Source organism: Longitalea luteola, from assembly GCF_017356035.1.
GTDB classification, from domain to species: Bacteria; Bacteroidota; Bacteroidia; order Chitinophagales; family Chitinophagaceae; genus Niastella; species Niastella luteola.
The window spans coordinates 309,603-330,741 of sequence record NZ_JAFIQX010000008.1; the positions used below are offsets into that span (position 1 = coordinate 309,603).

18 protein-coding genes are annotated in these 21,139 nt (G+C 47.6%); 2 read left to right on the plus strand and 16 right to left on the minus strand.

Translation table 11 applies throughout. From position 1 onward, the window contains the following. Positions 1-61: 61 nt before the first annotated feature. From JUB15_RS19770 to sdhC, 4 genes are read right to left on the minus strand one after another with little or no spacing between them, the layout of a single operon-like run. Positions 62-556 (minus strand): hypothetical protein, encoded by a 495-nt coding sequence (locus JUB15_RS19770; RefSeq protein ID WP_207514338.1) that lies wholly within the window; start codon positions 554-556, stop codon positions 62-64. A gap of 10 nt (positions 557-566) precedes the next feature. Next, entirely contained in the window at positions 567-1,313 is a 747-nt protein-coding gene (locus JUB15_RS19775; protein WP_207514340.1) for a succinate dehydrogenase/fumarate reductase iron-sulfur subunit, read from the minus strand. Positions 1,314-1,315: 2 nt separating this feature from the next. Next, positions 1,316-3,127, minus strand: coding sequence for a fumarate reductase/succinate dehydrogenase flavoprotein subunit (locus JUB15_RS19780; RefSeq protein WP_207514342.1), 1,812 nt, complete (start codon positions 3,125-3,127; stop codon positions 1,316-1,318). Positions 3,128-3,134: 7 nt separating this feature from the next. Continuing rightward, complete coding sequence (gene sdhC, locus JUB15_RS19785; RefSeq protein ID WP_207514343.1) at positions 3,135-3,938, minus strand: succinate dehydrogenase subunit SdhC; 804 nt, start codon at positions 3,936-3,938, stop codon at positions 3,135-3,137. A 345-nt stretch (positions 3,939-4,283) separates the two neighbouring features. Between sdhC and JUB15_RS19790 the strand changes: the two genes are divergently transcribed. Then, entirely contained in the window at positions 4,284-5,360 is a 1,077-nt protein-coding gene (locus tag JUB15_RS19790; protein ID WP_207514344.1) for a putative phage abortive infection protein, read from the plus strand. Between the two features lie 184 nt (positions 5,361-5,544). Further along, the gene (locus JUB15_RS19795) at positions 5,545-6,315 is read left to right on the plus strand and encodes a peptidase associated/transthyretin-like domain-containing protein (protein ID WP_207514345.1); all 771 of its coding nucleotides are present in this window, start codon (positions 5,545-5,547) and stop codon (positions 6,313-6,315) included. A 61-nt stretch (positions 6,316-6,376) separates the two neighbouring features. Here the strand turns inward: JUB15_RS19795 and JUB15_RS19800 are convergent, their stop codons facing one another. The 12 genes from JUB15_RS19800 to JUB15_RS19855 all read right to left on the minus strand — a co-directional run bounded on the left by JUB15_RS19800 (position 6,377) and on the right by JUB15_RS19855 (position 21,139). Continuing rightward, on the minus strand, positions 6,377-7,867 hold the full coding sequence (locus JUB15_RS19800) for a calcineurin-like phosphoesterase C-terminal domain-containing protein (protein WP_207514346.1): 1,491 nt from the start codon (positions 7,865-7,867) through the stop codon (positions 6,377-6,379). Between the two features lie 16 nt (positions 7,868-7,883). Then, positions 7,884-9,152: a DUF5689 domain-containing protein gene (locus tag JUB15_RS19805; RefSeq protein WP_207514347.1), complete on the minus strand. Its 1,269-nt coding sequence runs from the start codon at positions 9,150-9,152 to the stop codon at positions 7,884-7,886. Between the two features lie 21 nt (positions 9,153-9,173). Next, complete coding sequence (locus tag JUB15_RS19810; RefSeq protein WP_207514348.1) at positions 9,174-10,643, minus strand: SusD/RagB family nutrient-binding outer membrane lipoprotein; 1,470 nt, start codon at positions 10,641-10,643, stop codon at positions 9,174-9,176. A 10-nt stretch (positions 10,644-10,653) separates the two neighbouring features. Beyond that, the gene (locus JUB15_RS19815) at positions 10,654-13,911 is read right to left on the minus strand and encodes a SusC/RagA family TonB-linked outer membrane protein (protein WP_207514350.1); all 3,258 of its coding nucleotides are present in this window, start codon (positions 13,909-13,911) and stop codon (positions 10,654-10,656) included. Between the two features lie 82 nt (positions 13,912-13,993). After that, entirely contained in the window at positions 13,994-15,040 is a 1,047-nt protein-coding gene (locus JUB15_RS19820; protein WP_207514362.1) for a FecR family protein, read from the minus strand. Positions 15,041-15,168: 128 nt separating this feature from the next. Next, positions 15,169-15,717 carry an RNA polymerase sigma factor gene (locus tag JUB15_RS19825; protein ID WP_207514364.1) on the minus strand — a complete coding sequence of 183 codons (549 nt, stop codon included), beginning with the start codon at positions 15,715-15,717 and terminating at the stop codon, positions 15,169-15,171. Between the two features lie 209 nt (positions 15,718-15,926). Then, positions 15,927-17,000 carry a Gfo/Idh/MocA family protein gene (locus tag JUB15_RS19830; RefSeq protein ID WP_207514366.1) on the minus strand — a complete coding sequence of 358 codons (1,074 nt, stop codon included), beginning with the start codon at positions 16,998-17,000 and terminating at the stop codon, positions 15,927-15,929. Between the two features lie 214 nt (positions 17,001-17,214). Then, a complete protein-coding gene (locus JUB15_RS19835; protein WP_207514368.1) occupies positions 17,215-18,171 on the minus strand; it encodes a TIGR03885 family FMN-dependent LLM class oxidoreductase in 957 nt (318 codons plus the stop codon). 9 nt (positions 18,172-18,180) lie between these two features. After that, positions 18,181-19,794 (minus strand): alpha-amylase family protein, encoded by a 1,614-nt coding sequence (locus JUB15_RS19840; RefSeq protein ID WP_207514370.1) that lies wholly within the window; start codon positions 19,792-19,794, stop codon positions 18,181-18,183. 6 nt (positions 19,795-19,800) lie between these two features. Beyond that, on the minus strand, positions 19,801-20,178 hold the full coding sequence (locus tag JUB15_RS19845; RefSeq protein ID WP_207514371.1) for a sensory rhodopsin transducer: 378 nt from the start codon (positions 20,176-20,178) through the stop codon (positions 19,801-19,803). 70 nt (positions 20,179-20,248) lie between these two features. After that, positions 20,249-20,752 carry a DUF2721 domain-containing protein gene (locus JUB15_RS19850; protein WP_207514373.1) on the minus strand — a complete coding sequence of 168 codons (504 nt, stop codon included), beginning with the start codon at positions 20,750-20,752 and terminating at the stop codon, positions 20,249-20,251. Positions 20,753-20,764: 12 nt separating this feature from the next. After that, positions 20,765-21,139, minus strand: a complete 375-nt coding sequence (locus JUB15_RS19855) for a sensory rhodopsin transducer (protein WP_207514375.1) — start codon at positions 21,137-21,139, stop codon at positions 20,765-20,767.

Sequence of the window (21,139 nt, forward strand, 5' to 3'; positions counted from 1 at the left end):
TTTCAATAATTTCTTCTGCAATAAGCGGCCATTGCCGGTCCACAACTAATTACCATGGCCATCATTCCAAAGGCGGTTCAACATATTTTTCGTTGGCAGGCTCCAGCTTATGACGCATGATCAACCGGGCACAGGTGTTCCACCGCAGGATAGCATCGTCATTGCCCACCGGACGCTGTGCTTCCGCTTTTTCAAAATACGTCATGGCTTCATTCAGCCATTCATATACTGCATAATGACTACCGGGTATTCCCTGGTTCAACAACGCCAATCCCTCTCGTTCACTGATAATACCGGCATAGTAATTCTTTTCATAGTCGCTTTGAAGCCGGGGCAGCAGTTGACGCGCCCGGTTCACATCGCCGGAAGAAGTGCTGAACTGATCAGTAATGGCAAGCAGTAAAATAATAGTGGCCTTGTTATTCTGAGGATCTGCATCCAAAATATCCAGACAGATACTTTCTGCAAGCGCCGGTTCACAAATTAGCCGGTATCGTTCCGCTTTTTCAATAGCGCCGGGAAGGCTATCGCGGGAAATGGGCTTAAGTTGAAGCATGGCTGATCTTTTAATGTTTTGCAAATAAAAACCGCAGAAGTCTTTTCACAGGATCATAGAACCTGTCTGCCACCCTTTCCTTTAACGGAATGATGGCGTTATCGGTGATCGTTATGCCCTCGGGACAAACCGCTGTGCAGCATTTGGTAATATTACAATACCCGATGCCGCCCGTTTTCTTTACCGCTGCAAGCCGGTCTTCTACATCGAGCGGATGCATTTCCAGGGCAGCAACATGCACGAGCAACCGCGGACCAATGAATTCATCATGGAGCTGATGCTCCCGAAGCACATGACATACATCCTGGCATAAAAAGCACTCAATACATTTGTGAAACTCCTGTACCCGGTCAATATCCTGCTGGGCCATTCGCCAGGTACCGTCTTTTGCATCGGGTGTACGGGGTTTGAACTTTTTAATTTTTTTCTTTACCCGGAAATTCCAGGAAACGTCTGTTACCAGGTCCCTGATCAGAGGAAATGCTTTCATGGGCTGCAGCAACACCGGTTTATTCAGCGAAAGTTCACTGAGGCGGGTCATACACATAAGTTTGGGTACGCCATTGATCTCGGCCGAGCAGGAGCCGCACTTGCCGGCCTTACAATTCCAGCGAACCGCCAGATCATTGGCCGATTCAGCCTGGATCTGGTGCACCGCGTCGAGCACTACCATGCCTTCTGACACTTCGGTGGAATAATTTTCAAATTTTCCGCCTGAGGCATCGCCGCGCCATATTTGAAAGATTGCTGTTGCCATCGTTATTTCATTTCATCGATGATACTCTTAAGATCGGGGCGGATAACCCGCAGCGGCGCACGTTTTACCTGCATTTGTCCATCTGCTGCTTTTACTATGATCAAATTACAATTACCGGTTTGCTCATCTTTACCTGGATAGTCCTCGCGAAAATGTGCACCCCGGCTTTCTTTCCGTTCTATAGCCGCCCGGGTAATGGCCTCTGATACAGTTAGTAGATTTGGCAGGTCCAGCGCCGTATGCCAGCCTGTGTTATATTCCCTGTTCCCAGCTACCCGCACGCTGCCGGCCCGGTGCTGTAATTCCTGTAGTGCTGCCACTGCGTGCTGTAATTCTTCTTCCTTGCGAACAATACCAACCAGGCTTTGCATGGTTTCCTGCAGGTCGTATTGTACCTGGAAGGGATTATCACCATCCGTTCGTTCAAACGGTTCCAATGCTTTTTTCGCCACCATCCCGATCTCACGTTGATCAATAGCGGCCTGGGTATTCTCCCTGGCAAATTTGGCGGCAAATTCGCCGGCGCGTTTTCCAAAGACCAGCAGGTCCGACAGCGAGTTACCTCCCAGCCTGTTGGCGCCGTGCAGCCCGGCAGCTGCTTCGCCCGCAGCAAACAGGCCGGGCACGGTTGACATTTGTGTTTCCGCATCTACCCGAATGCCGCCCATCATGTAATGGGTAGTAGGTCCTACTTCCATGGCCTCTTTGGTAATATCGATGTCGGCCAGTTTTTTAAACTGATGATACATGCTGGGCAGTTTCTTTTTGATGTGTTCGGCCGCATTTGGAATTTTATTTTTGATCCAGGAAATGTCCAGGTACACTCCGCCGTGTGGACTCCCCCGCCCTTCTTTGATCTCGCGAACGATACATCGGGCCACATGGTCACGGGTGAGCAATTCCGGTGGCCGTTTGGCCAGTTTGTCGCCCTGCGTATACCTCCATCCTTCTTCTTCATTGTCGGCCGTTTGCTGTCGATACAATGCAGGAATTTCGTCGAACATGAACCGTTTATTCTCTCTATTGAGCAAAATGCCTCCTTCGCCGCGAACACCTTCCGTAACCAGGATGCCGCGAACGCTCGGCGGCCATACCATGCCGGTAGGATGAAACTGTACAAATTCCATATCCATCAATTCGGCGCCTGCATGATATGCCAGGGCATGTCCATCACCGGTATACTCCCAGCTGTTACTGGTAATTTTGTAAGCCCTGCCAATACCGCCGGTTGCGATCACTATCGCTTTGGCGGCAAATAATTTGAAATGTCCTTTTTCCCGTTCGTAGCCAAATGCGCCAGCGATGCGCTCACTATTCCTCAACAGACTTATAATGGTGCATTCCATAAACACGTCAATGCCCTGGTGAATGCCATAGTCCTGCAGCGTGCGGATCATTTCGAGTCCGGTACGGTCGCCAACATGCGCCAGGCGCGGGTATTTATGGCCGCCAAAATTCCGTTGTAAAATGCGGCCATCCCTGGTTCTGTCGAACAACGCCCCCCAGGCTTCCAGTTCGCGCACACGGTCGGGCGCTTCTTTGGCGTGCAATTCGGCCATACGCCAGTCGTTGAGGTATTGACCGCCCCGCATCGTATCTGCAAAATGCACCATCCAGTTGTCCCGGTCATCAACGTTTGCCAGGGCAGCGGCAATGCCTCCCTCCGCCATTACCGTGTGCGCCTTGCCCAATAATGACTTGCAGATCAAACCCACAGAAGCCCCATTGGCAGCAGCTTCTATGGCAACGCGAAGCCCTGCGCCACCGGCGCCTATAACCAGTACATCGTAATTGTATGTATCAAAAGCAGCCATCAACAGATCAGATTATTTGCCAGTCATGCCATATACCCATAGAACATAAACGGATATAGATATCGGAGAACATAACCCAGAACAAGCTCATCCATGCCCACAACATATGTTTCCGGTTGAAACAGCTTACACACCGGTACGTGCTGCGGCGGATGGGTGCGCCGGAAAACCGGTCGAGAAATCCACCGGCCAGGTGACGCAACGAATGACAACCGAGTGTATATCCACCCAGCAATACCACATTGGTAGCTAACACCAATGTACCCACGCCTATGCCAAATGATCTTTCACCAGTATCAGGCCGGGTGAACCATAAAGCCTTCCAAACATCATAAAGCAGAAAGATCAAAAAGAACAGGGCGATATAAAGGAAGTAGCGATGTATATTTTGAATGATCAACGGAAAGGAATTTTCACCCCGGTACTTTTTACGCGGTTCGGTAACCGTACAGGACGGAGGATCAGCCCAGAATGACCGGTAATAGGTTCCCCGGTAATAATAACAGGTCAAGCGAAATAAACCCGGCGCCCATAATACCAGCAGCGCTGGCGACCAGGGTAGTACAGCCGGCCACCAGCCCGGTTTTGCGCCAAACCAGCTATGGGGAGAATCACCAAAGACCTCCGGCGAATACAGCGGCGACAGATAAGGACCGAATGTATAATGATTGCCCTGGAAGGCAGCCCAGGTTACATAAACAAGGAAAACGCTGAGACAAATAAAGATGATCAGGGGACGGGCCCACCAAATATCCCTGCGGTAGGTATGGCCAAATTTATGATGGGGATCAGTTAAGTGTATTTCAGCCATAAAAACTGATTTAGTTAATAAGGATAAAATTGTAAACTGAATATTTGCCCAGAACATGAGATCCAATAGGGAGATAAAATCCAGGTATTTACGGGGAGGCCTGGAATAAGGACGGAAATCACTTATAAATTTAATTCAAATTTTAATAGGGTGGGAATAGTTTCCGGGGTGCACAAAATGCCAGGTTACGAAACCGGTCACAGGCAGCTGGAAGATCACTGTGCTCAGCCCTCCTTACTCTGCTCAGTTCAAAAACAGCCTAATCGCTTTTTTTGATTGTGATCAAGACAACAGTTCATCGTAATAGCATAAATTAGAACTAGAGTGCCAGGTAAATCAATCCCCATGCAGGACAGAAAAAAAGACTATCAAACCAACCTCACCCCGCTCATAAAAACGTTACTCGTACTGGCCGGGTTACTCTTTCTGTTTGCCCCGCTTTCGCCCCTGCTGTTTACCAATGCCGCCACCCGCTTTGCCGAATCCGGCCAAATTGGCGATACCATCGGCGGATTGATGAGCCCTTTCATTAATCTTTCCGCGGTTATCGTAACCGGACTGGCTTTTTATATGCAGTACAGGGCAAATAAATTACAGGTAGAGATCTTTACCGACCAGATAAAACAAACCGAAAGGCAGTATAAGAAAGAGAAAATTTACCAGGAAACGCAAAACAAGATCCAGCAATTTGAAAGCCAGTTCTTCGAAATGCTTCGCCTACATAAGGAGAATGTCGATGAGCTCTGTATAATAAGTGTCATCAACGGCAAACCGGTCGCTAAACGACAGGCATTTGTTACAATGGCCGATGAATTCAAGACATTTTTAGGGTACATTAATTACGATCACCTGCCCTTTATCCAGGAGTATAAACACGCCTATGATGTATTTTTCTGGGGTTGGAATAGCGATTACATCGATATCGATTCCTTATCGCACTCCTGGTTCAGGATCGTGGATGGACCGAACGAATCTGACCCCTCGTATTCAATTGACTTCAGGGCATATAAAGGCTACTCAAGTTCATTAGGTCACTATTTCAGGCACCTGTTCCTCATGGTGAAATTCGTTGCTTACAGTGATGCCATCACTGACTATAACAGCAAGATGAAATATTTAAAGATATTAAGGGCGCAATTGAGCAATCACGAACAGATCCTGCTTTTCTATAACTGGTTAAGTGAAGGGTACGGTGGCGCCTGGGAAAACGAGGAACATAAGTTTTTTACCGAATATAAAATGATCCATAACCTGTGGGTGGGCGAACTATATCATCACCAGTATATAGTTGATGCGGTAAACAGCCTTATCGATAAGTACAATCGCAATCCCAAAGACACCCCCCTGTTCGAATTCCAGGGAAATGATTTTGCGCTCAAAATGAAAAGCATGGAGAACAGATCGCTTTCTGACCTTTTTTAGGTTTGCTCCCTTTTTCATTCTATCGGTTCCAATAACAGGTTAATATACCCCCACTCCGTTTTCGTCTATAATACTGCCGCGTTTGTCCTATTCTGCGCATTAATTCGCAAAATGCTTTATTTTTATCCCGACACCCAGGAAAAAATCCCGACCAGTTATAAATGCCTTTTAAACCAGGCAAAGCATGAAGTGCGCTATAACAATTATTCGTAGAAAGACAGTATTGCTGCTGTTGGTCCTGTTTCACCAGGCAGCCGTTTCCCAGGTAGTGATCAAAGGGACTGTATATGATAAACAGGCCCGCTATGGTGTGCCCCATGTGAGCGTGATGAGCAGCTCCGGCCTGGGCACTATAACCGATTCCTTAGGCCGTTACTCCATAAAAGTGCCCGGCGATGACTCCGTTTATTTTTCTTACCTGGGTAAAATGACCGCGAAGTTCCCTGTCAAACACCTGCCACCCGATCAACCGCTCGATATCAGCCTGCCGGTGCTGGTCGACAGCCTGCCTTCCGTAACCGTGCGTCAACCCAGCTACCGGATGGATTCACTCGCCAACCGTGCGGAATACAAAAAAGTGTTCGACTATGATCCCGTATTGGCCGGTTCGCCGGGAAGCGGCTTTGGGATCGGTATTGGGTTCGACCTTATTTTTAACGCGCGAAAAATAAGGAGTATGGAAAAACTGAAGGCCCGCCTGGAAAGAGAAGAACGGGATAAATATGTGGATCACCGTTTTACCAAAGCGCTGGTGAAACGTATTACCGGCCTCACATCGCCGGCGCTGGATACTTTTATGATCCAGTACCGCCCCAGCTATGAGCAGTTGAAAAGTTTTGAAACGGAATACGAGTATTACAAATACATCAAAACCTTTGGCCAGTTCTTTACTGACAACTGGAAGATCAATCATCCTGGTATAATCCCCGACAGCACGCGCATAACTCATCCTTAATATAAAGAAGGCAAAGCTGCCCGAGCCTTGCCTTCTTTTTATTTACAGTTAATCAGAAATATTACAGAATGATCTTTTCCTGGTAAACATTGCCAAACCGGTCGGTAACCTTAACCATTATTTCTTTCGCCGCCGGTGAAGGTTTGGCAAAGAAAATATGATCTGCCGTTGTTGGTTCAACGAATTTGTGCTTCTTAGGCAATTGGGGACCGGCATACAGTTCAATGGCCCACGGATCCAGCGATACGCGCCTTTCCATGTCGCCTTTGGCAACACCGTCTTCAATCCATTCCACTTTCCATTTACTATCCCAATTCCAGACATTGGCGCATATTTCTTCGGGCGCATCTTTCAATCGGCCTTTTGCATACACTCTTAGCTGGTGCTCTTTCGGTTTGCCCGTACTTTTATAATACCATTTGATCTCACTGCCGTCTACTTCATACACACCATAACCGGAGGGCGTACCATCGCCGCAGATGGGGCCCGTCCACCAGGCGCCGCATACCGTACCGTGATTATGCTCCATCATATTGTCCTTCTCCCAGGTATCATTGAAGTGCGTATGACCGCTCATAATATGCACTTTATAGGGCGCAAGTAATTTATACAGTTGTTCCCGGTTGGCTACCACACCACCCAGTTCTTCTGCTTTTTTATCCCTTTTTGCCTGACCGGTAAAAGTGGGGATATGCAGCGAAACCACTACGGTGCTGCCCGGCTTTACCGTGGCCAGGTCCTGCACCAGCCACTGCAACTGGTTCTCGGTAATGTAACCTATGTACTTTTTGTGGGCGCCCAGAAAAAATACATCATCCAGCACCACATAATGGATCTCGCCCCGGTTGAATGAATAATACGTTGGGCCAAACTGCTGTTTAAAAGTTTTGGCCGAACCATCATCTGTGCGGGCATCGTTGTCCATATCATGGTTACCGATCACATTGTAGAACGGAATGCCGCACATGCCGACGGCCTGTTTATAATCTTCGAACAACTCGAAATGATCCCATACCAGGTCACCGCAGCCGATACCATGGAACAGGGTGTTCTTTGGGTACGATGCCACCAGCGCCTGCAGGTCAGGCACCGATTGGCTCTTTAACAGCTCTACATCTTTTTTTGAGATCATCTGCGTATCAGCCCACACCACGAAATTATGTTTGCGGTCATCCACTTCGAGTTTTTCCAGGGCGAAGTCGTTCTTAACGGTATCATTCCCTTTTGCCAGCGGCACATAAAAAGCGGCTATTCCCTTATCAGCCGGAATAGCATAACCGGCCGGAACGCTTATATAAACAAATTCCGCAGTGATATTGCTTGTCAGTTCATATCGTCCGTTCTTATCTGTAAGAGTAACATTTATTCCATCCGTTACGGCAACATTCGCTATTCCCTTTCCCCTGCTATGCACCATTCCTTTCAGCGTACGTATGGAAAGATCGATATGCTCCCGTTTGGCAACGGGTTTGGCGTTCACGAATACAGATGGCATCGCGAGCAGCGATCCGGTAAAACCTACATTCTTTAAAAATGCTCTCCTGTTGGTCATGAGGTACTATTTCTGATTAATAATTCTGGTAAATGGCAATATCGTCTACGCCCAGGCGGCCGTTCTCAATGGTGGGAATACTGGTAGTTCCCAACGGCAGTTTTCGGATCCTGAAACGAACGTTCCCTTCAATATCCATTATGAAAGTGGCCTGTTTGGGTTTTATAGCTACACTTGTTTTCTCCGGGTCTGAAATTACATCACCGATCTGCTTCCAGGTAACACCCTGGTCGGTAGAAGCTTCCAGTACAAATGAGCTGGCTGCATCGGTGTAATAACAGCCATACCAGAAAGTCACTTTTGTTGCTCCGTTGGGGAGGTCATAATTCATCTGCAGGTAACAGGGCGCCGAAGGGCCGAGGTTCTGCTGAAAGCGAATGGCCTGTTCGCCGGATACAATCCTGTCGCGGCCGGTGGTAACGCCCAGTAAACACTGTTCCAAACGCCAGTTACCGGTACGCAGATCGATATTTTTTCCGGCATAACCATTTTTCTGGGAATCATCAGGGCTTTCAAAATCCTCGGGGTAACCGGGGTATTTGGGGCCACTGGCATAAAGCATATCATTGAGCGATCTTAACCGAAGCTCCAGGCCTTGTGCGCCGGCCATGGGAATACCAACAAATGTAGCGCTTGGCTTAATGATCTCATTGGCAAAAACGGCGCCGCCTTCCGTCAAAAGCGTCAGGGTGCTGTCCCCGCCATCTGAAAGTATCTTTGATCCGGCGAATTTTTCGTCAACCGGCAATGGGGTTACATCAGCTGTAACACTTACCAGCGTGTTCTCAAAATGCTGAGGAGCCTTTTTCAGTTCGTTTATGGTTACCGGCCGTACCGTTACGGGGTGTCCTGATGAAATCTTTGTAATAGCAGCAGCATTCAATCCTGTTATGGTCAAAGGTCCGTTGCCGGAACGGCTTAATACACTGCCTTCCAGGTCCACTAGGATTGAATCGCCTACTGCATAACTCGTTGCAGCAGCCTTATCCAGCACGAGCGCCACGCCCCGTATCAATCCACGCCAGTTGTCCTGGATAATGAGATATCCTTCAGGAAAATTGCCTGACGCGCCGGTGGCAATAACTTTTCCTGTGGTACGATATGCTCCTGACAGTGTATTTCTTCCCAGCCGGATATCGGCTTCCTTATAAGCAGATCTGATAACATAGATAGAAGCCAGTGGATTCAGCTCGCCTGTTGCTTCGTTTATATTTTCTTTCACACAGGAAGGAAACAGGCCACCCAGGAGCACGCCTAGATATAAAAGATATTTTTTTATACTCATTTTTGATTGATTGTTTGATGATTACTCTGGTTGGTTCCACCACACTTTCACGTTAATATCATCGCCGCCCATGGCATCTACGGCCTCCTGGTAGTGAACAGGATTGGTAGCCATTGTATTGATTGGATAAACAAATCGTGACGGCATTTTACCGTTGTTCTGAACACCGGGTCCTACCGGCAGCACCGGGTGGCCGGTCCTCCTGTATTCAGACCAGGATTGAAAATCTGTAAAGAACAGGGTGTAATACTTTTGCAGTAAGATCTGTTCCATCTTATTGTCGAAAGAGGCTGCTTCATTCCATTTCACATCTTCTTTGTCCAGGTGACCGGCAGGAACAGCCAATCCCCACCAGGTGATGGCATTTTGTACACCCGCATCATAATACGTTTTCGGCGAACCGCTGATATATCCTTTCAATGCCGCCTCTGCCAAGATGAACTGCAGCTCGGCATAATTCATGATATTGCCCAGGTGCGCATCTGTTTTAAGTGAATTGAGGTAGGTGCTCATGATCTCGGGCGCATCGCCGGTTCCATAACCACTGGTCATACCCAGGTAACCGCCTCCCAATCCCAGGGCAGTGGCTATTTTCGTAAGCCGTGGATCTATCCAGGCATTCAGGTTGTTGATGAAAAATTCCGCATATCCTTTACCTCCGCTAAAATCAAGATCACGGTATTGTGCAAATTCCGACATCAGCGGAATAGCGCCGCCTATTGGCAGTACAGCGGAATAATCATTACTGGTCATGATCGGGTACGCGGCGGCATTCACATTGATCATCTCTTTTATTTTGGCTACCGCCCCTGAGGAAGCTTTACCGGAAGCACGCATCAACAGTCGTAAATAAAGCGAATTTCCGAACCGGCGCCATTTATTGGCCGAGCCTTTGAATAAAGGATCGGCCGTTGATGAGGTATCGGGCAGATTGATATTTAAAGCCAGCCTTACATTCGCTGTATCGAGCTTTTTGAACAGGTCGGCATAAATGTCTTTCTGCGCATCAAATTTGGGTTGAATATTGCCTTCTTTACCCAGGTTTGATTCAAAGTAAGGTACATCGCCATACATATCCGTGATCATGGAAGATACCCAGGCATCGAGGATGAGGCTAATGGCCTGATATGTTTGATATCCTGCCTGCTGCGTTATTGTCGCGCTGCTATAAATATCCCTGATATTGGTCAACTGAAGATACCAGTTCCGCCACATGTAATCCGATTCCGTTGGCCTGATCACATAGCGATGGAACTCTCTCGATTCAGAAGTAGTTACGGTTACCTGCATCAGGTCATGATTGATACGCATGGCCCTGTTCAGATTAGCGTTTACCAACGACAGTAAGGTAGGCCCTAAAAGTGTTTGGGGAGTAGCGGCGGCAGTCGCATTCGGGTTGGTGTTCATCTCCGCGAAATCCTTGGTACAGGAGATGCCCATCAGGCTTATTGCCACTAAAGCTATCCACGTATGTTTAAATATGATTCTCATTTCACTATAATTAGAATGATACGTTTAAGTTAATACCCATGGAGCGTGTCGACGGGAATTGCGCCACTTCCGCCCCGGCCCTGATATCGCCATCGTCCAGTGCGCCGAATTCAGGGTCAAAAGCCGGCCAGTCGGTTATCACCAACAGATCACGACCGTAAACGCCTATGGTGAGTTTTTGCAGCTTTAATCTTTTCACCAGTGCAGGTGCAATGGAATAATCGAGTCGCAGCTCTCTGAGTTTAATAAAGTCGGTGCTGAACATATTGGCTTCTGCATTATCGCGGTTAAAATGCTCGGCGTAAAAGTCGCCCACATTGGTAGCCACTACCGTGTTCTTTACATATTTACCGTCGGCGGTTTCCATTACTCCGTCGCCAGTGATGCCGTTATATCTTCCCGGAAGGGTCTTCTTCAGTTTTCCTTCTTCCGCCAGCACTGCATGCGTTAATGAGTAAGCTTTGCCACCTGCCTGGCCATCGAACAGGAAGCTAAAGGAGAATTGTCCATAACGCAGCTGGTTGCCCCAACCGAATTTGTATTTGGCCATTGAATTACCCAGGTACATGAGTGAATCACTTCTCACGGGCAATCCATTCCTGTAAACGATCTCACCTTCGGGTGAGCGCAGGTAACCCAATCCATACATATCACCCAGTGATCCGCCTTTAAATGCCTCTACCACTACCCTGCTGGCCACCATATTCATCAATACTTTGCGATCGCCGGGAATGCTGATTATCTTATTCCGGTTGGTTGAAAAATTACCGTAGGTGCTCCAGGTGAATTTCTTTAATTTCAGCACGTCAGCACGGGCCATCACTTCCAAACCTCTATTCCTTACTTCCCCGGCATTCATGATCATCAGCGCATAACCGCTGGCTACATCCACAGGGGCGTCAATGATCTGGTCTTTGGTATTATTCTGGTAAACTGCTACATCCAATTGTATCCTGTTCTTCAGGAAGCGGATATCTGTTCCCAGCTCGATACTCCTGGTGCGAAGCGGTTTCAATTCCTCATTGGGAATAACGGTTGGGTTATACAAACCGCCGGGATAACTGGCGTTTGTATTGTACGTATAAGCGGTGAGGTAAGGACGGGTGCCGCCGCTACCTACTTCTGCCCAGGATGCTCTCAGTTTCAGGAAGGAGATCGCCTGCGGTAATTTCACCGCATCAGACAGCACTGCGCTAAGGTTTACCGAGGGGTAGAAGATGTCGGGCACTTTTTTAAATACCGGGTTTACAAGTGTGCTCGTCCAATCCTGCCTGGCAGTTAGATCGAGGTATAAAAAATCCTTGTACGATACCGTTGCCATCCCATACAATCCATTCACGGCATATTCTGCGCGGTAAGGACGCGATTCAATGGGTAAGGCGCTATTCGCCAGGGTAAAGATATTAGGGAAGATCAGTTTTTCAGCCCGGTATTCATTCCTGCGGTAGCGGTTCTTCATCAAACTTCCGCCCACAGCTACATTGTAATTGAACAGGCTCTTCCTGCGCTGCGCATCATACCGCAACAGAAAGTCACTGTTTATTTCGCTGGTTACGATATCCTGCTCGCGGTACATCCCATCAGCATATTTCTGCGTGCTTTTGGGTTTCCGCTGCGAGCGGTCTTCCATCATCATGTCAACAGAAGTTCTGAGCATCAGGCTCAATTTCCTGGTGAAATTATAATTCGCTGTAACGTTGCCGATCACGCCATTCCTGTTCGACGTATTCAGCATTTCATAGGCCTGCAGAAACGGATTATCCAATTGCAGGGAGAAAGGTCTTCTTTGCTCCATACCTTCTTTACCGGGAATCCAGTAGTCTTTAAACCAGTTAAGGTCCATGCTGGGTGTAATACCACGGATAAAGTACATGATGGTCTGGTTGTTATAGCCGGTAGATGGAAGATTATCGCTGGTACGATTGTTATAATTGATCTTCGCGGAAATGGACAGCCTGTCGTTGACCTTATGGTTCAGCTGCAGCGCAACCGTATTTCTCTTATAGCCGGTGTTAGGTACGATCCAGCTGTTGTATACATTGGTATAGGAAAGCCTTGCTGAAGTACGGTCGTTACCGCCTGCCAGTGAAATTGTATTGGTTATTGTTTTTGCCGTTTCAAAGAAATCCTTCCTGTTGTTCCTGTAAGGCACCCAGGGCGTTTTTGTCGCCACGCCGGCAGGAATAGCGGTAAGCCGGTATCTTTCGGGTTCATACTGATAGTACAACTGGCCGTCGAACTTAGGTCCCCACGCTGAGCTTGAACTATACGTTCTCAATCCGTCTTCACTATCGCCATAAGAATAATAGAGATCGCCATCTGCAGCCCTGTCGCCCTGGCCATATTCATATTGATAGTCGGGCCATCTGTTGATCGTAGCGATAGCTGCGTTTGAATTCAAATTGAGGCCCCAGCCTTTTTGTTTCGAGGCTCCCTGTTTGGTAGTTATGATGATGGCGCCATTGCCACCCCGCGAACCATACAAGGCGGTGGCATTGGGCCCTTTCAATACAGAAACACTTTCAATATCTTCCGGGTTAAGATCGGCGAGGCTCGAGCCAAAATCAACGGGCGAATCAGCATCGAGGTAGTTGCCGCTTCCAGTGCCCGTGAGCTTGCCGCTGCTTCCACTGATCACTACACCATCCACTACGATGAGGGCGGCATTGTCCGGATCGTAAAACGAATTTCCGCCGCGAAGGATTATTTTACTGGAGCCTGCAGGGCCACCGCCTGATTTAATGATATTGAGACCCGCTACTTTTCCGGTAAGCGCATCTGACCAGTTATTCGACATGGCGTTGGTCAGCTCTTCTCCATCGATCCTGGTAACCGCATACCCCAGCGTTCTTTCTTCCCGTTTTATACCAAGCGATGTTACCACCACTTCATCCAGGTCATCTGTTTTACTTTTTAACCGGATGAGCAGGGTATTGGCTCTGCCGGCCTGCTTAACAGTAAACCCTTTGTAATTGGAAGTTGCATATCCTACCGAAGAAAAAGTTAGGTCATACACCTCGCCAATTGTCAGTTGCGGAAAAGTAAAGACACCTTTGTCATTGGTAAAGGCGCTTACTTTCTGGCGCGGATTGCCGGTTCTGCTCATAGCCATAACAGAAACGGCCGGCAGCACTTCGCCTTTCTCCGTAAGCACGGTACCGCTCACTTCAGCCATCTCCTGAGCGAAGGCTGTTGCCTGTAAGAATAAAAGGACTACAACCGGCAATAAGAATATGCCACTTCGCCTTTTTTTGATTGTTGATCTCATAAAATTTAGTTGTTTGATATATGCATAGGTTGGCCCGGCCGCTGTTGTACAGCGTGCTAACCATGTGAAACTGCCCGTATGTTTATTTAGATTTCGTGATTATATAGCCATTATCCTTTTCTGCAACCTGCAAACCATTCATGTTTGCGATCACTTTTAATATCACGGACAAGGAATCGCCCGGCAGCACTTCGCCTGAAAAGTATTTTCCGGTCAGCAGATCGTCGTTGTAAGTTATTGGTGTATGGTATTTCCTGATCAGTACTTTCATTACCTCGGGCAACTGTGTGTTGTCGAATACGATCTTACCGGCATCCTTGCTGGCAGCAACATCATTTTTTGAAAAGGGATCCGGTTTAGTTATCGTGTTGAACTGTTCAACCGATACAGTGCCTTTTGCCAGGTTATATGTCAGCTGGTTACCTGGTAATAATACAAGATCCTGCTTCCAGCCCCTGAGGGAATCTACCAGCGACTTTATCAGCACCTTACCCGTAAACAATTTGATACTGCAGCCTGCCGCATTTTCCGACACCCTAAAACTGGTTCCCAGCACGGTAGTCGAAAATAACCTGGCATACACGGTGAAGGGCCTTGTTTTATCATGCGTCACCGCAAAATCCGCCTTGCCTTCGATGTATACGGTTCGTTTGTTGGCCTCAAAAGGTTCCTGGTATTTTATAACCGTTTCCGGAGCCAGTGTAACAACAGATCCATCAGGCAGCCGTAAACGCTGCGCTTTTGCTGAAGTATTGGTATGCTGCTTCCAGCTGCCGGAGTCTACTGCCGGTGGTATGACGGTTGTCGCCAATGTCTGTTTCACCGGTCTTGTTTCGCTCTTCAATAACCACACTGCCACTACAAGTACAAGCAATGAAGCCGCTGCTGTCATCCAACGGAAACGCACCATCCGGTTCTTTTTTGCGATCTGCTGATGTATCACTTTCAGCATCTCTGCTGCATAACCAGGCGGCAGGCCGGTTTCCTGCCCGGCAGCCTCCCACGATGAACTTACATGCATAGCCATTATTGCCGGATGCTTTTGCAGGTACCGGGCCACAGCCTTAGCCTCCGCAGCCGTGCACCGGTTCCCCAGGAATTTTTGTATAAGTGAGGGCGTGATCTTCATGTGCTGATAACAGTGTTCCAGGGTAAATACGCACTGCAGGATATTTTACCCCTGCTGGTAACATTATGTTAACAATCAGCAGTAAGGTGCGCCACACCTGTTGCCGCGGCCAGGAAGTGTGGCACACCTCAGATTAAAATTTTAAACAGGAGCATAAGCACTGTAACCAATGACCGTACATGCTTTAAGGCTTTGGAATAATGATCTTCTACCGTCTTAATGGAAACAGAGAGCTGTTCGGCTATTTCCTTGTTGGAATAACCTTTGGCTACCTTCAACATGAATACATTTTTCCGCACGGGCGGAAGGTCTTCTGCAACCGCATCGAGATAATCGGCGGATTCGTAGTCGGTATGGGCGTGATAAACAAGTGTTGTGAGATCGTCGAGACCGTCTACCAGTGGAGCCTGGTATTTTCGTTCAATGGCCTGCCTGCGCAGGTGATCTATAAAAACGGAGTTAGCGATCGTAAAGAACTGAGCGTCCAGGTTATGATCTTCCGACAGCGTATGTTTCGACTGCCAGAGTTTGATAAAGGATTGTTGCGTGAGGTCTTTGGCAATTTCCTTCGACCGCGTACGCTTCAGAAAATAATGAAACAATTTAGTATGGAACTGGTGGTACACCTTCAGAAAGGTCACTTCATCGCCTTTCTTTATTTCAGCTATCGGGTTCAATACGTAAAATGTTTAATAAGTCGATTTTCAGGTGCAAAAATCAAGAATAGTGTAATAGGAGGATATTATTTAAATGTTAAGTGATGGGGGTTTTGACCAGTAAATACCGGAACAAAGGCTGAAGAGAAAGTATAATTAAGGTATGAGATGTCTGTTAACAGGAGAAAAAGATAAACCGGTAACCGCAGCAGGCGACTACCGGTTTTATTTTATATATGTATTAAATTGTCTGCCGGCGCCAACTGCAATTTTATTTTCTTCCCGGTCTTTGCAGATTCATATATGGCTGTCATGATCTGTACATCGCGCAACCCCATTTCGCCGGGAATGCGGCTTTCTTCTTTATTTTTTAAACAGATCGCAAAATCATCCATTTGAACAGCCTGCTGGTTCACTGCGGGGAAATCCATATCACCCTGCGAGGTTTTGCCTTTCAATCCTTCGTATTCATACGCAGGTTCCAGCTCAAACCAACCGTTCTCCGCTTCTACCCTGAGCAGGTTTCCATTGCGGCTGTAACTGCTTACACAGGATGCTATCAACCCATTTTCGAATTCCATTTCCCATTCAATACCTTCTTCCACTTCTTTGAATTTATCAGGGTCTGTTTTGGGGAGGAACCGGGCACTTACCGCCACCGGCCATTCGCCGGTTACGTATTGCGCGGCACGCACGCAGTAAACACCGTTATTTACGAGTGGGCCTCCGCCCGATAATTGGTATTTCAGTCGCCACTGGTTCTTTTCACCCACATCCATACTATCGTCTGCAATAATTCTTTTTATATTACCCATCACCTTCTCCTGCCCCAGCCGCATCATTTCCTGGTTAAAATGATCAAAGTACAACCGGTAGCCCATCGATAGTTTTACGCCTGCTTCCTGGCAGGCCCTGATCATTCGCTGGCAATCGGCCACCGTTGTAGCCAACGGCTTTTCACATATCACATGTTTACCTGCTTTTGCGGCCCTGATCACGTATTCGGCGTGCATACTATTAGGCAATACGATATAAACAATATCGATCCCCGGGTTATTTTTGATATCATCGAAATTGTCGTAACTATATAGATCTTCCTCTTTCAGGTTATATTCCTGTTGCCATTTCTTACGTTTGGCGGGATCGCCGCTTGCCACGGCTTTCAAACAACAATGTTTTGTTTCCTTCAATGCAGGACCCAGCTGGCCGCTGGAATATTCGCCCAAACCAACGAGCATAACACCCAGCATTTGATTTTCAGTATAGTTGCCTGGTGCTGCAGGCATGTTCGCTTGATTTTCCATACAGCATTTGATTGTTAAACATTATTGCATAAAAAACCATACCCTGAAGCAGTTTACAGTTCAAAGTTCTCAGTTCAAAGTTCTCAGTTCAAAGTTCTTAGTTCAAAGTTCTTAGTTCGAAGTGTATAGTTATTGAGTTTTACCGATGCACGATTTCGATTGGTTAACCGTTTCACCTCTGCCGTTTGCCGTTTCACGCTTGTAGATTGTCGATTTACAAATGCGGCAAAACATGTTCGCCGAAATCCTTTATGAAGAATTCCTGCTGCCTGTTTACATTATGTAAGATGATATGTTCAAAACCGAGTTCTATGTATTGTTTGATCCATGCTACATGTTTTGCGGGATCGTCAGACACGAGCACCATTTGTTCAATCTCCTTTGCGGTTATCTCCCGGGCGGCTGCATCAAAATGTTGCGGCAGGTACAGATCCTGCAGCTTTTCAGATGGCAGTACATTTGTTCGCCATTGATCCAACGCGCCTGCCAATGCTTCATCGTACGATCTTGCATACGATAGCTGCATTTTCAGATAAAGCGGTTTGCCTTTACCTCCACCTTTATGAAAGGCGTCTACAGTGGCTTTCATTTTATCCAACGGTTTGTGTATCGTGATCAACCCTTCGGCCCAGCTTCCCAGCCATTCTGCAGTGTGGTCGGTCACCGCCGCTGCGATGATCGGCGGCACCTTAGGCGGTCGTGTATATAGTTTGGCGTCTTTAATGGTAACTGCGCCTTCGTGGGTCACTGTTTCGCCGTTCAACAGGCGTTTAATGATGTGTGCACTTTCATATAGCCTTTTATTTCTTACCGACTTCTCCGGCCAGGGCTCACCGGTTATATGTTCATTCAATGCTTCCCCACTGCCCAGCTCGAGCCAGAACCTGTCAGGAAACATCTCTGCGAGCGTGGCTGCAGCCTGTGCAATCACCGCCGGATGATACCGGCCGCCGGGTGCGCAGATAACGCCAAAGGGCAAACGGATGGCCTGCATGGCGGCGCCAAGCCAGGCAAAGGAAAATCCGCTTTGTCCCTGCCTTTCTCCCCAGGGATAAAAATGATCGGAGCTGTGCACGGCATCAAAACCGGCCGCTTCAACGAGCTTCATCCAGCCCAACAGTTCGCCCGGACTGAATTGCTCATGAGAAGCGTGATAACAAATGATTGCCATAAGGGATTGTTATTTATTGATGGTTCTCCACCAGTGAAAACCGTATCCGTCCATTTTTACAACAGGTCCATCGCCTGCATCTTTACTACCGAATATGTGCACCCATTTTTTGGTGTTGCCCATCAGCTCTTTATAATTGAATGTCACCGGCTCACTGCTGAAATTATGCGCGAACCATAATTCGCCGTGCTCCGATTGAAGATGATGCACGAGCAGGCATTCATTTTCCTGTTCGATGATCTCAAAGCGGCCGGCGCCTATTTCCGGGCACTGCTTGCGGATACTGAACAATCGCTCGATCCAGTTCAGGATCGAATCGCCTTCGCTTTGTAAAGACAGCACATTTATTTTTGGGAAACCAAACTTTCCTTTCTCAATGACCTTCTTCTTCAGTTTTTTACTTGTAGAAAAGCCGGCATTTTCTTCGCTGGTCCATTGCATCGGCGTTCTTACACTTTCACGGCCTTCCAAAGAAAGGTCATCCCCCATGCCGATCTCGTCGCCATACCTGATAAGCGGAACGCCGGGCAGGCTTAATAGCACACTATATGAGAATTTAAGCAGCACGCTGTCACCATTCAACATGGGCGCCAGCCTTCGCCTGATGCCTCTGCCATAGATCTGCATTTCCTCCTCCGGCGCAAACTGCCGGAACGCGTGTTCCCTTTCCTTATCTGTAAGCAAATTGAGATTGAGCTCATCATGCTGCCGCAGAAAATTCAACCACTGCCCGGCAGGTTGAATGGCGGGCAGTTGCTGCAATGCCTTTATCAAAGGCTTGACCTTTCCCTTCGCCAATGCCAGGAACAGGTACTGGTTTACAAAAAAATTAAAGATCATATGCATGCGGGACTCACCCTTAATATAGGTGGACACTTCATTTGGCTTTATATTGGCTTCCGCAAGCAGGATAGCATCTGTTTTTCTGGCCGCCAGAAAATGCCTCATTTCCTCGAAGAATTTTTCCAGTTCTTCTTTCTCTGCGCCTTTAATACCATGAGGTTCTATGATGATCGCAGCAGCATCGATGCGGAAGCCGCTTACGCCCATCCCAAGCCAGAAGCCCATGATCTTGAGAATTTCATCGCGCACATCGCCATTCATGATATTCAGATCAGGCTGTTCTTTATAGAACCGGTGCAGGTAGTACTGGCCCGCTTGTTTATCGAAGGTCCACATCGTATTTTCTTCGCCCTGAAAGCTCAGTTCCACCGATTCGAACTCAACCGGCTCGTCGCTCCATACGTAATAGTCGCGGTATTTGCTGTTCCTGTCTTTTCTTGCCTCCTGAAACCAGGGATGTTCTATGGACGTATGATTCACCACGAGGTCTATAATGATCTTGATGCCATAGACCTGTGCTTTATCTATCAACTGGGCAAAATCGCCGAGGTTGCCCAGCCGTTCATCTACATTGTAATAATCCTTTACATCGTAGCCGTTATCCCGGTTCGGCGAAGGAAAAAATGGCAGCAGCCAGATGCAGGTAATGCCCAGCGCAGCCAGATAATCGAGTTTGTCTATAAGTCCCTGAAAATCGCCAATGCCGTCGCCATTGGAATCGAAGAACGTTTCTACATCCAGCGAGTAAAAGATCGAATTGTGATACCAGTGATACTTCATAATTTATTATTCAGATGCAGGATAGGCAATGGTTGATAACAATGCGTTTTCCGCCTGGCGGGAGTCGAGGCGCGTATGCTGTACAATGACCGGAATATCAGACACCAGTAAACTGGCATACTCGGTATCAAAAGGGATCGGTTGCGGATCTTTCAGATCGTTGAACCGGATATGCCGGGTGCGTTCGGCCGGCACCGTGATCTTATACGGACCTACAGGCGCTTTATCGGAAAAATAAATGGTGATCTCAACATTCGCAGGCTGGTCACCTACATTCAAAATGCAGGCAGATTCATGGCTGGTCATTTGCGGCGCCGGCCCGTTGCTTTTCGATGGGATATATCCATCAGGGATCGCCCAGATCCTTTTACCGAGTGGTTTCATTGGCAGCTACATTTTACAAACTGTTAAACAATAAAAACTATACCATCTGTAAGGCTCTTGATACTACAACCTAGGGTTTGCTGATGCTGGGGAATTTTGTATGCACAAAACGAATGGCGCTATCCATTTCCTGGTCTACTGCCGAAATGGCTATCTTGGATTCCTTGATAAGTAAAATACTCGCATAAAAAAGCAGCAGGGCGCCTATTATGCCTAATGCCACGGGTATCCAGGTGTATTTTGCTTTTGAAATATCCACTACGCCTATGGAAATGCTGGTTGCCACAAAAATGCTTAAGGTAATATATAAACAGGCCATTGCCCGCTGTAAGAGTTTTGCCCGCCGGGCATTTTTACTGAGCTGCTGAAAGAGAATGAGCACTTCATCGTTGACCGAATCCTGTCCCGCATTGGCATTCGCCAGTTCTTTTATCCAGTCGGTCAGTTTCCGGGTGCGTTCAATAACGCGGCTTAACCGCTGTGAAGTGGTAAGGATCAGAGAACCGCTGGCCAGGATCAGCACCACGGGGGTGATCATGGCCGATAGTATTGTTATGGTTGTCGACTCATTCATGCAAGCGGCTTTTTATGCATCAACGGGAAAGGCGATGCTGGTTACACCTGCGAGCGCCGCCTGGCGCGTATCCATCCGGGTAAACTGAACAACAACCGGAAGATCTGATTGCACGAAAACGGCATACTCTGTATCAAGGAAGATGGGTTCGGGATTTACCAGGTCGTTAAAGCGCAGGTTGCGCACACTATTTCCTTTAACAGTAACGTCATAAGGACCTGCCGGCGCTCTGTTGGTGTAATAAATGGTGATGTTTACATTCGCCTCCTGCGAATTTGTGTTTAGCAGGTATAATACATCACGGCTTGTAAATTCAGGTTCTTTACCTGTACTTTCCAAAGGGATCTGGCCTCCCGGGATCATCCAAATAGTATTGCCTACGTTCAT